Annotated in this window: 12 protein-coding genes; 3 read left to right on the forward strand and 9 right to left on the reverse strand. The window is 59.5% G+C overall.

The window, feature by feature from the left end; all coding sequences use genetic code 11:
- Nucleotides 1-20: 20 nt before the first annotated feature.
- Nucleotides 21-950: a 3-keto-5-aminohexanoate cleavage protein gene (locus G3O01_RS29895; protein ID WP_205810199.1), complete on the reverse strand. Its 930-nt coding sequence runs from the start codon at nucleotides 948-950 to the stop codon at nucleotides 21-23.
- A 47-nt stretch (nucleotides 951-997) separates the two neighbouring features.
- Nucleotides 998-1,942, reverse strand: coding sequence for a choline ABC transporter substrate-binding protein (locus G3O01_RS29900; RefSeq protein WP_205810230.1), 945 nt, complete (start codon nucleotides 1,940-1,942; stop codon nucleotides 998-1,000).
- A 305-nt stretch (nucleotides 1,943-2,247) separates the two neighbouring features.
- Between G3O01_RS29900 and G3O01_RS29905 the strand changes: the two genes are divergently transcribed.
- The gene (locus G3O01_RS29905) at nucleotides 2,248-3,240 is read left to right on the forward strand and encodes a GlxA family transcriptional regulator (protein ID WP_205810200.1); all 993 of its coding nucleotides are present in this window, start codon (nucleotides 2,248-2,250) and stop codon (nucleotides 3,238-3,240) included.
- Between the two features lie 60 nt (nucleotides 3,241-3,300).
- On the opposite strand, the gene G3O01_RS29910 is transcribed toward G3O01_RS29905, so the two are convergent.
- The 3 genes from G3O01_RS29910 to betC form a co-directional block, all read right to left on the reverse strand.
- Nucleotides 3,301-4,443, reverse strand: coding sequence for a porin (locus G3O01_RS29910; RefSeq protein ID WP_205810201.1), 1,143 nt, complete (start codon nucleotides 4,441-4,443; stop codon nucleotides 3,301-3,303).
- Between the two features lie 260 nt (nucleotides 4,444-4,703).
- On the reverse strand, nucleotides 4,704-5,609 hold the full coding sequence (locus tag G3O01_RS29915) for a choline ABC transporter substrate-binding protein (RefSeq protein WP_241024368.1): 906 nt from the start codon (nucleotides 5,607-5,609) through the stop codon (nucleotides 4,704-4,706).
- A 103-nt stretch (nucleotides 5,610-5,712) separates the two neighbouring features.
- Entirely contained in the window at nucleotides 5,713-7,254 is a 1,542-nt protein-coding gene (betC, locus tag G3O01_RS29920) for a choline-sulfatase (protein WP_205810203.1), read from the reverse strand.
- Between the two features lie 141 nt (nucleotides 7,255-7,395).
- Here betC and G3O01_RS29925 point away from each other — a divergent pair, with 141 nt between their 5' ends.
- Together G3O01_RS29925 and purU are read left to right on the forward strand one after the other, a co-directional pair.
- Nucleotides 7,396-8,322: a LysR family transcriptional regulator gene (locus G3O01_RS29925; RefSeq protein ID WP_205810204.1), complete on the forward strand. Its 927-nt coding sequence runs from the start codon at nucleotides 7,396-7,398 to the stop codon at nucleotides 8,320-8,322.
- Between the two features lie 149 nt (nucleotides 8,323-8,471).
- Nucleotides 8,472-9,350: a formyltetrahydrofolate deformylase gene (gene purU, locus G3O01_RS29930; protein WP_205810205.1), complete on the forward strand. Its 879-nt coding sequence runs from the start codon at nucleotides 8,472-8,474 to the stop codon at nucleotides 9,348-9,350.
- Between the two features lie 66 nt (nucleotides 9,351-9,416).
- Here the strand turns inward: purU and G3O01_RS29935 are convergent, their stop codons facing one another.
- The 4 genes from G3O01_RS29935 to G3O01_RS29950 form a co-directional block, all read right to left on the reverse strand.
- Nucleotides 9,417-11,072 (reverse strand): APC family permease, encoded by a 1,656-nt coding sequence (locus tag G3O01_RS29935; protein WP_205810206.1) that lies wholly within the window; start codon nucleotides 11,070-11,072, stop codon nucleotides 9,417-9,419.
- Between the two features lie 138 nt (nucleotides 11,073-11,210).
- Nucleotides 11,211-12,080, reverse strand: a complete 870-nt coding sequence (locus tag G3O01_RS29940; RefSeq protein ID WP_205810207.1) for a glycine betaine ABC transporter substrate-binding protein — start codon at nucleotides 12,078-12,080, stop codon at nucleotides 11,211-11,213.
- Nucleotides 12,081-12,923: 843 nt separating this feature from the next.
- Nucleotides 12,924-14,066, reverse strand: a complete 1,143-nt coding sequence (locus G3O01_RS29945; protein ID WP_205810208.1) for a hybrid-cluster NAD(P)-dependent oxidoreductase — start codon at nucleotides 14,064-14,066, stop codon at nucleotides 12,924-12,926.
- Between the two features lie 51 nt (nucleotides 14,067-14,117).
- Nucleotides 14,118-15,398: an aromatic ring-hydroxylating dioxygenase subunit alpha gene (locus tag G3O01_RS29950; protein WP_205810209.1), complete on the reverse strand. Its 1,281-nt coding sequence runs from the start codon at nucleotides 15,396-15,398 to the stop codon at nucleotides 14,118-14,120.
- Nucleotides 15,399-15,401 lie beyond the last annotated feature (3 nt).

The following is a 15,401-nucleotide window of genomic DNA, read 5'->3' on the forward strand; positions in this document are numbered from 1 at the left end:
CTCTGGAATTGTTCAAAGCATTAAGCGAACTGTTCTGCGGCACGCTTTTCGAGCAGCCGTTCACCGCGTGCGGGCAAGCCTAGTTTCTTGCGGCCTTCCGCCGGCGTCAGCGCACGGCCGCCAAGCCGTTCGATAATCTCGATAGCGCGCGTGACGAGCGAGCCATTGCTCGCGGGCACGCCCCGGTCGAGCCAGATGTTGTCTTCAAGTCCCACACGAACATGACCGCCGAGCAGCATCGCCTGCGCGACCATCGGCATCTGCATGCGGCCGATGCCGAAGCCCGCCCATTGCGCGCCGGGCGGCAGATGATCGACCATCGCTTTCATCGAGGCGGTATCGGCAGGCGCGCCCCATGGAATGCCGAGGCAAAGCTGAAACAGCGGCGGCGCATCGAGCAACCCTTCTTTCAGTATCTGGTTCGCAAACCACAAATGGCCCGTATCGAAGATCTCCAGTTCCGGCTTCACGCCGAGTTCCTGAATACGTTTCGCGCCCGCACGCAATTGAGCCGGCGTCGACACGTAGATATAGTCGCCATCGCCGAAATTGAGCGTGCCGCAATCGAGCGTGCAAATCTCCGGCAAAAGTTCTTCGACATGCGCAAGCCGCGTCAAGCCGCCCACGAGATCCGTTCCCGCACCAAAGCGCATCGGATCTTCACCAGGACCGATTTCGAGGTCACCGCCCATACCCGCAGTCAGATTGATGATGACGTCCGTATTCGCCGAGCGAATGCGATCGACGACTTCGCGATACAGATTCGGATCGCGGCTGCCGCGGCCCGTTTTCGGATCGCGCACATGGCAGTGCGCAACCGTCGCGCCGGCTTTCGCGGCTTCGATTGCCGCGTCGGCGATCTGCTTCGGCGTAACGGGAATGGCGGGATGCTTGCCGACGGTGTCGCCTGCACCCGTGACGGCGCAGGTCACGATCACTTCATGGTTCATGCTTGCAATTCCTATAAGAAGTACTTTTTGTATCTGAGCGTCGATTCTCAAAGACCGAGATAAGCCTTGACGGCGGGCAAGCCATCCTTGCCGTCATACGTCTTCACACCTGCGAGCCATTCGTCGAGTACTTGCGGATTCTTTTTCAAATACGCTTTCGCGGCTTCAGCGGGTTTCTCCTTGTTCATTACCGACTGCATCACGACGTTTTCAAGTTGCGTGGTGAAGCGCAGATTGCTCACGAGCTTTCCCGCATTCGGACAACGCGTCAGAAAGTCCGGTGACGTCAGCGTATAAACGCGTGCTTCGCCATCGTTGGGACCGAATACGCCTTCGCTTCCGCTCAGGTACTTCATGTCGATCTGAATGTTCATCGGATGCGGCTGCCAGCCGAGAAACACCACCCACTTCTTGTCGCGCACAGCGCGTTCCACGGTGACGAGCATGCCCGCCTCGCTCGATTCGACCAGCTTGAAACCACCCAGACCGAACTGATTGGTCGCGATCATCTTCTGGATCGCGGCGTTCGCGCTGCTACCCGGTTCGATGCCATAAATCTTTCCATCGAGTTCCGCGCGATGTTTTGCAATATCCGCGAAGGTCTTCAGCCCTGCGTCGTATTCATACGTCGGTACCGCGAACGTCGCCTTGGCGCCCGTCAGATTGGGCGGTTGCAAAACGTTGATCGATTTCGCGTCAACGAAAGGCGAAATCGCCTTCTCCTGCACAGGCCACCAGTAACCCAGCGACACATCGAGCTGCTTGCTCTTCAGCCCGGCGAATGAAATCGGCACGGACGCCACCGTCGTCACGGGCTGATAGCCCAGCCCTTCGAATACCGTCGACGCGAGCGCCGTCGTCGACGTGATGTCGGTCCAGCCGATATCCGCGAAATGGACCGCGCGGCAGCTCGCGGGGTCTTGCGCGAGCGCGGGTAACGACAGCGCCGCCAGAAGGCCGGCAAGACATGCGGATATGGCTTTGTTGATCAACTTCATGACGATCCCCTTCGACACTGCTCTAGTGTTCTTGAACGCCCGCGTGGCGGGTGGCGAGTGATACGACCTGAAAAGACTTGCTGTGCATTAAAGGTACAAATCCATAATCCGGCAAAATCGACCGCCAGCGACCCGTTCTTGCTTGCGTGCGACCATGAGGGAAAACCAGCATGCACCGCGCGCGTTGTGCGCTGCGCCAAATGCGAGTGGAATTTTTTCAACTTGCCGCATTGCATGGCACTTGCTACGCTCGCCGGATTCGACGAATCCGGTCCCCTTGATATCCAGAAGATCGAGCGATGCCCGAAGACATTTCGTTCCTGCTGCTGCCGGGCTTCTCTGCCATTGGCTTCATGTCGGCTATCGAGCCTTTGCGCGTAGCAAACCGCTTTCGCGAGAACCTGTATCGCTGGCATATCCTGAGCGTGGACGGCGCGCCTGTTGCCGCCAGCAACGGCATTTCGATGAATGCCGAAGCGGCGTTCGGCGACGTAGAAGACGCGCGAACGGTGTTTATCGTTGCGGGTTTCGAACCTCTTGCGCACTACAGCCGCGCGCTCGGCGACTGGCTCAAACGGCTCGACCGCACGCACGCCACCCTCGGCGGCATCGACACGGGCGCATTCATCCTCGCGGAAGCGGGGCTGCTGCGTGCAACCGACAGCGCGACGTTGCATTGGGAAGCGCTCTCCGCATTCCGCGAACGTTACCCATCGGTGCAGGCCAGCGAAGAGCTATTCGAAATCGGCGCGCGGCGCATTACGTGCGCGGGCGGCACTGCGTCGATCGATATGATGCTCGACCTGATCTCGCGCAGTCACGGCGCGGCGCTCGCTTCGTCGATTTCCGAACAGTTTGTAGTGAGCCGTATAAGGCAGCGCTCGGATCATCAGCGTATGGAAATCGCCGCGCGTTACGGCGTGCACAATCGCAAGCTGATTCAGGTGATCGGCGTGATGGAACAGAACATGGAAGAGCCGCTTGCGCCCGCCGATCTCGCACAGGAAATCGGCGTCACACGCAGGCAGCTGGAGCGGCTCTTCTGTTCCTCGCTAAAGGACACGCCAACGCATTTCTATCTGCAATTGCGGCTTGATCGCGCGCGAGAGCTTTTACGGCAGACCGATATGTCGATTACGGCAATCTGCGTGGCGTGCGGATTCGAGTCGCCTTCGCATTTCTCGCGGACGTATCGCGCGCGTTTCGGTACGAATCCGCGTAGTGACCGTAGTCCGCTCCGACACAGCGCCAGCGGCAGCACCACGCCGACACGCGAAGCCGCCGTGCCTTGAAGCGATCTGCTTTGCCCATTGCGGACAAAGCAGATCGATCGGAAAAAGTACTCCAGAAGATCAGAACGAATGGCGCATGCCGATGCGAACGTCGGCTTGCGTCGACGTCGTGGACGGCGTGAAGCTATAGCCGATCACCGCATCCACACCGCTGGACGCCTTCAGATAGTCGCCCGAAATATAGACGTCCGTACGCTTGGAAAGCAGATAATGCGCGCCGAGCGAGCCCTGATTCCAGTGGTGCCCTTCGAAGTTCGTGTACTGGTAGCCACCGATCACGCTGAATGCGGGCGTCACCTGCCAGCTTGCGCCGCCTTCACCCACCTTCATGTGCGACGTGACACCCAGGCCCTTGATCGTCGTATAGGTGAAGTTGCCCATCAACGTCACGTCGCCGATCGCATAGCTCGAACCGACGCCAAAGGTGCCCTGTTTGTCGACGGGAAACGGATTAGTCGAAAAGAGATCGGTTCTTGCGCCCGTCGCGGGATCAACGGTGACGGTCTGCTGGCCGAGGAAGGTATGCACGCCGAGCATCGCGTACGGATCGAATGCGTAGATGCCGTGCGGATTGTTCAGTTGCGTATAAGCCGCGCCCATTGTGAACGGACCGTTCGCATAGTGTGCGCCGACGCTCCATGCGCTGTCCTGATGGAAATCGCCTGCAACATTGCCGAATGAGTACATGCCGCCGAACATGAAACCCGCAAATTCATTCGACAGGAACTTCACCGAATTAGGCAGCCGGTCGCCATTGAAACGGTCGAAGTCGCCCTGGTGAATCGCATAGCCGCTACCCCACGCCGAGACGTTGTACAGGTACACCATCTCTTCCGTCATATCCAGTTGATTACCGAACGAGAGCGTACCCCACTGGTTCTTCAACCCCACATACGCCTGACGTCCGAACAGCGCACTGCCGAAGCCCAGTTGCCCATTGCCGAGATGAAAGCCGCTTTCGAGTGCGAATACCGCCTGCAAGCCGCCGCCGAGATCTTCCGTGCCCTTCAGGCCAAAGCGGTTGCCGTACGAAATGCCGTCGTCGAATTTCACGACATGCGAGCCGCCTGTATTGTTGACCCAGGTAATGCCCGCGTCGATGACGCCATACAACGTGACACTGCTTTGCGCATGACTCGCATTCGAAACTCCGGCGAGCGCGAGCGCGACGCCTGTCAGTGCTGCGGCATTCAGCTTTTTCATTGTATCGTTCTCTCTTGCCTGGCTTTTAGGGGAAATGGATGCGAAGAAAACTCCGCAGCGTGTGCACTCCGCACGACGATAAATGCACAGTACAAATCCATTTTTCAGGCAACTCGACCAAACACGACGAACTTTGGTCTGTTAGCGACGCGCTCGCGGCGATTTCGGACATGCCGCAAAAAAAGCGCATGTTCCGCATAAGAAAAGCGCGCAGTCCCTTGCGGAACTGCGCGCTATCTGACAATGCCAGCGATGCCGATTCAGTGAATACCGAGTTGCGCCTGTACCGCCTGCAGTCCATCTGCGCCGCTCGTGGTCGTCACGCCGTTGAGCCATGTATTTAACAATGCCGGATTGCTCTTCAGCGCATTCAATGCCGCCGTGTTGAGATCCACTTTGTTTTGCAGCACATTCGTGATGATCTGGTTTTCCAGATCGACATTGAACGTCAACTGCTGGAAGAGCCTGGCGAGATTGGTGCATTGCCCCGTAAAGCCCGGACGCGTCACGGTATTCACGGTTGCGCCGCCATAGTTCGGACCGAAATACGCATCGCCGCCAGACAGATACGTCAAATGGAATTTCGTGTTCATCAAATGCGGTTCCCAGGCGAGAAACACGATCCATTGCTTGTCGCGCACCGCCCGCTCGACTTGCGTCAGCATGCCGGTTTCGCTGGATTCGACGATCTTCCACTCGCCGAGTCCGAATGCCTTGTCGCCGATCATCTTCTTGATGTTCTGATTGGCAGGCGCGCCCGGCTCGATGCCGTAGATCTTTCCATTGAACTGGTCGGCATGTTTGACGAGATCGGCGAATGAATGCACGCCCGCAGCGGCAACGTAATCCGGCACGGCTAGCGTGAACTTCGCGTTGGTCAGATTGGCGTGCACCACGTCGATTGAATGTTCATCGACAAACGGTTTGACGAGCGGCCCTTGTGCCGGCATCCAGTTGCCCAGAAACACGTCGATCTGCCCTTTTTTCAGGCCCTGATATGTGATCGGCACCGACAGATTCGACACGTTCTGCTGATAACCAAGCGCCTTCAATAGCACACCCGCCACCGCATTGGTCGCATCGATATCCGTCCAGCCCGGATCGGCCATGCGGACCTGTGTACAGCTTTGCGGCTCTGCCGCCTGCGACGCGCCGATCAATGCCATGCCGCATGCCGCAACCACTAAAGCGGTTTTCGCAAACGACTTTCTCCAGCGTATTGTCATCGTGGTACTCCCGTATTGAAGTTTTCTCACTTTTGCCTGTCCGTTAGCCAGTAACGACGCGCGGATAACGCGCCATCGCTTCCAGCGTGTCCAGCTCGATGTGATTGCGCATGTAGCGCTGGCTTGCATCGTTGAACGGCTGCCAGTCCCACGAACGGATCGTGCCTCGTGTCGTCGCTTCGAAATGAAAGCGCCGGCGCCGCTGGCTCGCAAGTACCGTTTGATGCAGTGCAGGTATATCCCAGCGCTCCGCGATTTCCTTGCGAAAAGCGTCCACGAGTGACGCAGCATTCGAATCCTCCGCAAGGTTCACGCGTTCCTGAGGATCACTCGCCAGATCGTAAAGCTGGTCCGGGTCGACTGGCGTATGAATGAACTTGTACTTGCCGCGTCGGATCATCAGCATCGGCGCAATTGCGCCTTCCGCAAAGTACTCGACAATCGCTTCGTCGTGGCCGCCATCGTTCTGCAGATGCGGGACCAGGCTTTGCCCGTCGACAGAATCGGGCCATTCCGTGCGCCGCGTGCCCGTCGCCATTTCGACGAGCGTCGGCAGGAGGTCGACATGCGAGACGGACGCCCCCACGCGATGCGCGCGATACTGCTTCGGTGCATGCACGATCAGCGGCACACGCACGCCGCCTTCGAAACACGTCATCTTGTACCAGAGCCCGCGTTCACCGAGCATTTCGCCGTGATCGGACGTGACGATGACAATCGTATCGTCGGCAAGGCCTGTAGCCTTGAGTGTGTCGAGAATGGCGCCGAACTGCGCATCGACATAGGAGAGCGCGCCGTAATACGCATGCCGCGCGTCGCGGATCTGCTGCTCCGTCGGCGGTGTGAGGTCGGCTTCATACACGTCGCGCAGGCGCTTCGAATGCGGATCGCTCTGTTCCCGCGTCAACGTCACACGCGGCATGTCGATCTCTTCATCACGATACAGATCCCAATATGGCTGCGGAATCGCGTATGGGTCGTGCGGATGCGTCAGTGACGCGACGAGGCAGAACGGCCGTGCGTCGCCGCCCGCTGCGCGTTCGCGCACGATGTCGTAGAGCTTCTGGCGCGACGTGTACGTGACTTCGTCGTCGAAATCGAGCTGGTTGGTGCGCACGCACGGGCCTGCGTCGAGCACCGAACTCATGTTGTGATACCAGCTAGGGCGTACGTCCGGGCGGTCCCAGTCGGGAACCCAGCCGAAGTCGGCGGGATAGATGTCGGTCGTCAGGCGTTCCTCGAAACCGTGCAACTGATCGGGCCCGCAGAAATGCATCTTGCCCGACAGGATCGTCCGGTAACCCGCCGCACGCAGATAATGTGCGAAGGTCAGCGTTTGCGCGGGCAATTCGGCGGCGTTATCGTAAGCACCGATGGCCGCGGGCAATTTGCCGGCCATCATCGAGAAGCGCGAAGGCGCGCAAAGCGGGCTCGCGCAGTACGCGGAATCGAACACGACGCCTCCTTTGGCGAGCGCGTCGATGCGCGGCGTCAGCGAGACCTGATTGCCATACGCGCGCAACGCGAACGGCGTCATCTGGTCGGCCATCAAGATAACGATATTCTGCTTTGTATTAAGGCTCATGGGCGGGGCGGATTAGAATCGTGAGATTGCGCTTCGGCGTGCAACGTTCGCATTGCAGCAATGCGTCGCCGTACTTCACTATTGCCGCTCATTAAACCGTTGTGAAGGTGGCGTGCGCTTATCGGCCCATAAGGGGATGTTATGCCGGGACCAGACCGTCTTCCGCCGATGCAGACTTTATCGGCCTTTGAATCGGCCGCGCGCCTCGCGAGCTTCACGGCCGCTGCGCGCGAACTCGGCTCGACGCAGCCCGCCGTAAGCCAGCGCATCGTGCAGCTCGAAGAAGACCTCGGCGCGCCGCTGTTCGAGCGCGGCCATCGCGGCGTGACGCTCACACCCGAAGGCGTCCTGCTCTACGAAGCCGTGCGCAGCGGCCTCGACACGATCCGCGAGGCGACCTCCGACATCCGCGCGCGCCGCGCCACCGGCGCCTTGACCATCCTCACCGACGCCGGCTTCGCCAGCTACTGGCTGATGCCGCGTCTGGCGCGCCTGAAGGCATCGATGCCGGGCGTCAACGTGAAGATCGTCACGTCGCAGCTTGGCTACGATCCCCACCGCGACCACGCCGACCTTGCCATTGCATTCGGCGACGGGCATTGGCCGCCGTGCACGTCAACGCGCCTGTTTGCCGAATCCGTCACGCCAGTCTGCTCGCCCGCGTTTCGTCAGCAGCATCCGGCAACAAGCGTCGCCGCCAACCTCACCGCCCTGCCATTGCTGCACGTACAGCCCACCGAGCCCGAACGCTGGCTCGCCTGGAACACATGGTTCGCCGCGAACGGGCTGAGCGCGCCCGAAGACAGCCAGGGGATGATGTTCAACAGTTACTCGCTCGTCGTGCAGGCCGCGCTGATGGGCCAGGGCGTCGCGCTCGGCTGGACGCCGCTCACCGACGAGCTGATCGCCGCCGGCCAGCTCGTGCGCCTGCTGGAGACGCCTGTCACGACGGAACGCGGCTACTACCTCGTCTGCCCGCCCGCGCGCCCCGCGCCGGCCGCCGTGCCGCTGTTCCGGCGCTGGCTGTTCAACGAACTGATCGACCTCGGCGAGCACGCGCACGCCTGACGTTCCGATACCACGAGCACGGCGCATCGGTTCTATGCGCGCGCAAATTGGGCTGATTTACTTGATCATCCCGCTTGCCGCGCCGCGCTGCGCCGCATGACGACTGGCACGGCCATGCGGGAATCCCATATCGAAGACAGAGGATTCGCATGCCCGCCACCGATCGTCCCCAGCAGTTCGCGCTGACTCTTTCCTGCCCGAGCGCCGCCGGCCAGGTTGCCGCCGTCGTCGGCTTTCTCGATCGGCATCATTGCTATATCGACGAATTGACGGTATTCGACGACGACATCAGCACGCGGTTCTTCGTACGCTGCGTATTCCACGGCGTCGCAAACGCGCCCGATGCGGCATTGCAGATCGATTCCTTGCGCCGCGAATTCCGCCCCATCGCCGCCGATTTCGACATGAACTGGGCGATGCACGACCTCGATACGCGGCCCAAGGTATTGATCATGGTGTCGAAGCTCGAGCACTGCCTGGCCGACCTGCTGTTCCGCTGGCGCATGGGCGAACTGAAAATGGACATCGTCGGCATTGCATCGAATCATCCCGACTTTGCGCCGCTCGCCGAGCAACACGGACTGCCTTTCCATCACTTTCCGATTACGGCTGAATCGAAGCATCAACAGGAAGCGCAGATTCTCGAGCTGTTCGAATCGAGTGGCGCTGAGCTCATGATTCTCGCGCGCTACATGCAGATTCTCTCCGATGAAACGAGCCGCAAAATTTCGGGTCGCGCGATCAATATCCACCACTCCTTCCTGCCCGGCTTCAAGGGCGCACGACCGTATCATCAGGCACACGCACGCGGCGTCAAGCTGATCGGCGCCACAGCACACTTCGTCACCGACGATCTCGACGAAGGCCCGATCATCGAGCAGGAAGTGCAGCGCGTCGATCATTCGTACGGACCGGAACGCATGCTGGCCGTGGGCCGCGACGTCGAGTGCATTACGCTCGCGCGCGCAGTGAAGGCGTTCGTCGAGCGGCGCGTGTTCATCAACGGCGATCGGACTGTCGTGCTCTAAATGCGCTGAAAGCAAAAACCGCCGCGTTGCATTGCAGACGCGGCGGCTTTCGTCATGCTCAAACGATCAAACGAACGGCTTCGCCAGATAGTGCGAGAACCACACAACGAACACGGCTAGCAGCAACGCCGCGTACGGCAGCAATCCGCGCAGTCCGGCGGGACGCAAGCCGCCCTGCCATTCCATATCCTGCTGCATGCGCGCAGGGAAACGGCCGCGATCCTGCACGTAATGGCGGAACATGAACACAGGCACGATCAGCAGCATCGCGATCAGTCCGTTGCGCATCGTGCCCATGCCCTGCATATCCGCACCCGCGCCGATGAACGCGAGATCCAGATAGCCGCATAGCGCGCCCGCTGCGAGCAGCCACGTCGGGCAGCGGAACGGACGGTCCGCATCCGCGCGATCGAGCCTGTGAATCCAGCCTGATTGCAGATTGAGGAACACGAAGATCATGTAGCAGACGTTCGAGATCGACAGCACCGTCATGTAGTCCGACATCAGCAGCAGGATCAGATTAAAGCCGAGGTCGGTCCACATCGCGCGCGTGGGCGACCCGTGCTCGTTGACGTGCGACAGGTACTTCGGCAGCCAGCCATCGACAGATGCCTGATACAACGTGCGCGACGAACCCATCATCGACGTCATCACGATCAGCAGGATGGTCAGCATCAGCATGATGACCACCACATCGAACACGATCGCGCCGCCGCCCACCATATGCGCCATCGCAGCCGCGACACCCGTGCCGTCGGCGATCTTCGGATCGAGCATGCCTTTGGTGCCCAGCACGCCCTGAAACGCGAGCGGCACCAGCGTCATGACGACGAGGCACGCCATACCAGACCAGAAAATGGCCTTGACGGTATCGGTGCGTGGATTGCGGAACTCACGCGTATAGCAGACGGCCGTTTCGAAGCCGTACGCGGCCCAGCCCGCCATGAACATCGCACCGAACGCCATCGTGATGCCCGCGCCATTCCATGAGCCGAACGTCGACGCCGTCACATTGCCTTGCGCGTCGTGCCCGAGCGGCAGCAGCGGCCACAGATGCGCGGCGGGCACATCGCCCGTCACGAACGGCACGATACCCACGATCAAAAGCGGCGCCAGCGATGCGATGCCGAGAATGCGCTGCGTCTTCGCCGCTTTCGACGCACCGCTATGCTGCAACTTGAACGTGATGAGAAGAAAGATCGCCGCGATGATGAACGTCGCGTTGATGCGCAGCGAAAGCCCTTGCTTGATGAAGCTGAGATCGAGCAGCGTCAGACGCCATGTATTGATGGCGGCATCGGGCGCATAGAGACTGGAGAGCGCGTAATTGGCGGCGAGACCCGTACCCAATGCGAGCATCGGTGACCAGGCGAGCCAGTTGCACCACACGGAAACGGGCGCAATGGTCTTGCTATAGCGCACCCAGGCCATCGCGCCATACACGGACGCACCGCCCGACTTGTGCGGGAAAAGCCCGGAAATTTCAGCGTACGTGGCGCTTTGAATCAGGCCCATCAGGATCGCAGCGACCCATATGGCCCATGCGGGTTGACCGATCGTTGCGGACACGCCGCCGATCGTAAACAGCACGCCGCCTGGCACGCCGCTCGTCACCCAGAATGCATCCTTCCATGTGAGGCCGCGTTGCAGCGAATGGCCTTCATGTGCGGCGCCGTCGGTAGTACTTTCGCTACTGCGTGAACGCAGTCTTGCCTGATCCATCCAGAGTCTCCGTCTATTAGAAAGAGCCTGCGCGCTGGCTGGAACACAAATAACCAGATACATCGACGATACGGACACGCGCGCAGCGCATCCGCATCACCACAACAACGCTCGTCAGAACGCGTTAAAGAAGGACGGTTATTGTGCTCCGCCTACCCAGCTGTTCACGCGGTCGCCGTGTGCGGCGATCCACGATCCGGCTGCGTCGGCAGGCTTGGCGCCGTTCTCTGTCGCCAGCATGACGCTGTCGATTTCGCCCGGCTTCCATTGGAACTTCTTCAGAAACGCGACGACTTGAGGTGCCTTTGTATCCAGGCCCGGATTGACGACGCTATCCACATGCTCGGATTCACCGAACACCTTCTTCGGGTCTTCCAGGAACTTCAGCTTCCATTTGGCGAACATCCAATGCGGTATCCATCCTGTGACGATCACAGGTTTATTGGCATTCATCGAGCGCGCAAGTTCCGCAGTCATTGCACTGCCCGAGCTCGGCATCAATTGATAGTCGAGGTTATAGGCCTTGATTGCGTCCGAGGTTTTCTTCATCACGCCTGCGCCGGCGTCGATGCCGACGATACGTCCACCGAAGTCGGCCTTATGTGCCTGGAGATCGGAGATGGTTTTTTCCGGCACGTCGGCGGGGACAATCAGGCCGATCTTTGCGTCGTTATAGTTGGCTCCCAGGTCCTGCACCTTGCCTTTGAACTGATCCCAGTACGCGCCGTGCGTGACGGGCAGCCATGCGGAAAGGGTCGCGTCGAGGTCGCCGCGTGCAACGCCTTGCCACATGATGCCTGCCGCGACGGGCACGAGTTGAACCGGATAGCCGAGACGCTTTTCGATGATCTGGGCGGCGACGTTAGAGGTAGCGACGCTGTCATCCCAGCCTTCGACGTAGCCGATCTTGATGGTCGGTTTGGTGTCCGCTGCCGCGGTGCCCATTCCCACTGCGCTCATCGCTGCGAGCAGCGCCCCGCATAACATCAGTTTTTTAAGGTGCTTCATGGTCGATCTCCTTGTGGCCGCGTGGCGCGGTGTGACTTTAGAATCGCTAACCAGAATGCATGAGGTGGTCGGGTTTGCGACGTTTACTTGTCTGTATGCGACTTGGCGTTTTTGGTGTCTGCGACGCTGGGTTTGCTTTTGCTTTCGCTGGCATCCGCGTTAGCGCCTACGCGGCGCATGCGTTGCCCCTGTGCGGGGCAGCACTTACTTTCTTTGCCGCCGCAAAGAAAGTAAGCAAAGAAAGCGGCCTAACACCGCTAATTCTTGACCACCGCCTGAGGGCCCCCAACAGTTCTTCCGCTTCAATCGACAACCTCCTGTTCGCTGCCCGTTGCCAGCGCTCTGACCAGGCGCCTCACCCACTTCATGCTCCCGCGTCACCGCACGCGCGATCAATTTGCCCAAGTTCTATAGCGGCAAACTGTGTGTAGGCTTTCGCGGCTTATGCGCTCCACTTCGAAGTGAAAAGCAGATCGGCGTCGTAGGATCGACGACGTGTGGAGCACTACAACCTACACACAGTTTGCCACCTGGGCGGCATTAACCATTCGCTGCTATTTGCTGCACTACGGGTTTTTGGGGTGGGTGAGGCATTCATTCAAAGCGCTAGTAACGAGCATCAACAAGGGCGTTGTCGCGTGAAGCATAAGACCCGTTGGGGGCCCTCAGGCAAACACAAGGGCTGGCGGTGTTAGCGGCTTTCTTTTGCCTACTTTTCTTTGCCGCGGCAAAGAAAAGTAGGTGCCGCCCCGCACAGGGGCAACGCTAGCAAACCAGAAGCAAATCGCGGATGCCAGCGAAACCACAAGCAGACCACTAAAGAAAGCGTCGCAGACAAAAAAATCACTTATCCACTACAAGATCACTAAGAGGCTTACTGCAACACAACAACACCATCCCCTGATCAATCTCCCGCTGCCTGATCCCACCGTTATGCTTCATCTCCACCTGCCCGGAAACGAGCTTCACCTTGCAGGTCCCGCACATACCCTGAGTGCAGGAAGCCGGCAACCGAACCCCGGCCTGACGGGCCGCATCCAGCACATGTTGCGTAGAACCGCATTCAATCGACCGGTTACTCCGAGCGAAGCTCACAGCAAAAGTCTGCGCACCATTGGCCTTCTCTTCGGCCTCGAGCACTTCCGCCGCAACCTCAGGCTCAGTCGCAATCAAGGTCTCGAATGAGAAACTCTCTTCGTGATACTGCTTGCGATCAAACCCGGCCTCATCAAGAAGATCACGCACTGCCTGCATATAAGGCGCTGGACCGCAGGTAAAAATCTCCCGCTCCATAAAATCAGGCGCAATCAGCTTCAGCAGCGGCAAGGTCAAAAAGCCAGTCACACCCGGCCAGTTGGTCCGGCCACCCACCCGCTCACAAACAAATGAAGTGCGGAAATTCACCTGATTGGAAGCAATCAGATCAAGCTCACGCGAGAAAATAATGTCGTCCGGCGTACGCGCGCTGTGCACAAAAACAATATCGCGATCTTCGCTCAGTTCATGATGCGCGCGGCTCATCGACATCAACGGCGTAATGCCAGATCCCGCCGACAAAAACAGATACTTCCGCGCCGGATGCCGCGCGCACGTAAACTCGCCCGCCGGGCCAAGCACGCGCACTCGCGCGCCCGCCTGCAGGTTCTCGTGCAGCCAGTTCGATACCTTGCCGCCCGGCACTCGCTTCACCGTGATCGAAATCGTGTGCGGCCGCGTCGGCGACGAAGAAATCGTGTAGCAACGGTTGATCGTCTCGCCTTCGATATCCAGCTCGAGCGTGATGAACTGGCCCGGCTCGAAGACAAACGCACGGCCTTCCGGCGACCGGAAGAAAAAGCTCTTCACGTCGTGCGTTTCCTGTCGAACCTGGCAGCACTCCAGCGTTTCCTCGACGTCGCTCGTCCAGCGCGCCGGCAACGCACTCCAGAATTCAGGCTTCGTCACGCGGCTTTCGACGGGTTCGAAGGTTGCTGCATCACGCATCATTGCTTGCTCCACTTGCCGCCAGGCATCCGTTGGTTTTCCCTGCAGCCTTCTTTACACGGCCTTGATGTTGATCGTGCGCGGCTCCGTCGCCGTGCTGTCGATATGCGCAGCAACGCGTCGCGCATACCAGTCGCTGAACTTCTCGACCAGCCCTTCCGTGAACGGCGAGTACGGACCGGGCTCGTATGCGCTGCTCGTCGCACCACGCTGCGAGTACTCGACAAGCGCACGGTCCTGATCGTTGGTCGCATTCCACACGGCCGTCAGATTGGCCACGTCGTAATCGACGCCTTCCACCGCGTCCTTGTGCACGAGCCATTTCGTGCGCACCAGCGTTTCGCCCGCGGAAAGCGGAATCACCGAGAACGTCACGATGTGATCGCTCATGAAGTGATGCCACGAATTCGGCTGCGTCCAGAACGACAGGCCGCCCAGATCCGCGCGTTCGAATTCGCCCAGCAGTTTCTTCGACGCAACCTTCGCATCGAGCGTCTGCGATTCGCCGCTGCGATCGAGCGGCAAACGCTGCGTGCGGAAACCCGTCACATCCGACAACCGGTCGATTTCAACCGACGGCAGATCCATCTCTTCCCATTGCTTCGCGCGCTCGATGCAGGTGCGCTCGAATGCGTCCATGTCATCGGCATTCGCCGGTGAACGCTGATAGCCGAAGCCGTATTCATAGAGCGAAATGGTCAGCTCGGGATGGTTCGCGACGCAGTGGTAGCACTCGCGGTTGTTCTCCATCGTGAGCTTCCAGTTGCCCTTTTCGATGATGTCGATCTGTGCGGCGATCTTGCAGTTCGGCAGATCATGCGGCAGCAGATACGGCTCCATCGCGGCACGCATCACAGCGAAATCGACAGGCGGCTGTTCCGCGAGGCAAACGAAAATCAGACCCGCGAGGTTCTCGACATGCACGCTCTTCAGGCTATGCTTGCAACGGTCGAACTCGTCGCCCATGTGCTCGGCGAACATCAGGTCGCCCGACAGGTTGTAGGTCCAGCTGTGATACGGGCAAACGATGTTACCGACAGAACCCTTGTCCTCGTTGCACAGGCGCGCGCCGCGATGGCGGCAGACGTTGTGGAATGCGCGCACCTGCATGTCGTCGTCGCGCACGATCAGGATCGAATCGTGGCCCAGTTCGATGGTGACGTAATCTCCCGGTTCCGGAACATCCGGCTCGACGGCGACCTGAATCCAGTGCTGGCGGAAAATTGCGTCCATATCGAGCGCGAAAATGTCTTCGCTCACGTAAAACGGTGCTTCGAGGCTGTAACCCTTCTTGCGCCGATCGACCAGCGCGCGAATGTCTGCCGATACTTTCATGTG

This window comes from Burkholderia sp. Ac-20365, from assembly GCF_017104715.1.
Taxonomy (GTDB): domain Bacteria; phylum Pseudomonadota; class Gammaproteobacteria; order Burkholderiales; family Burkholderiaceae; genus Paraburkholderia.

What these genes read in the sequence shown, in the direction of transcription:
- G3O01_RS29895 (WP_205810199.1), bottom strand. Translation starts at nt 950, where the DNA reads ATGAACCATGAAGTGATCGTGACCTGCGCCGTCACGGGTGCAGGCGAC.
- G3O01_RS29905 (WP_205810200.1), top strand. Translation starts at nt 2,248, where the DNA reads ATGCCCGAAGACATTTCGTTCCTGCTGCTGCCGGGCTTCTCTGCCATT.
- G3O01_RS29910 (WP_205810201.1), bottom strand. Translation starts at nt 4,443, where the DNA reads ATGAAAAAGCTGAATGCCGCAGCACTGACAGGCGTCGCGCTCGCGCTC.
- G3O01_RS29915 (WP_241024368.1), bottom strand. Translation starts at nt 5,609, where the DNA reads ATGGCATTGATCGGCGCGTCGCAGGCGGCAGAGCCGCAAAGCTGTACA.
- betC (WP_205810203.1), bottom strand. Translation starts at nt 7,254, where the DNA reads ATGAGCCTTAATACAAAGCAGAATATCGTTATCTTGATGGCCGACCAG.
- G3O01_RS29925 (WP_205810204.1), top strand. Translation starts at nt 7,396, where the DNA reads ATGCCGGGACCAGACCGTCTTCCGCCGATGCAGACTTTATCGGCCTTT.
- purU (WP_205810205.1), top strand. Translation starts at nt 8,472, where the DNA reads ATGCCCGCCACCGATCGTCCCCAGCAGTTCGCGCTGACTCTTTCCTGC.
- G3O01_RS29935 (WP_205810206.1), bottom strand. Translation starts at nt 11,072, where the DNA reads ATGGATCAGGCAAGACTGCGTTCACGCAGTAGCGAAAGTACTACCGAC.
- G3O01_RS29940 (WP_205810207.1), bottom strand. Translation starts at nt 12,080, where the DNA reads ATGAAGCACCTTAAAAAACTGATGTTATGCGGGGCGCTGCTCGCAGCG.
- G3O01_RS29945 (WP_205810208.1), bottom strand. Translation starts at nt 14,066, where the DNA reads ATGATGCGTGATGCAGCAACCTTCGAACCCGTCGAAAGCCGCGTGACG.
- G3O01_RS29950 (WP_205810209.1), bottom strand. Translation starts at nt 15,398, where the DNA reads ATGAAAGTATCGGCAGACATTCGCGCGCTGGTCGATCGGCGCAAGAAG.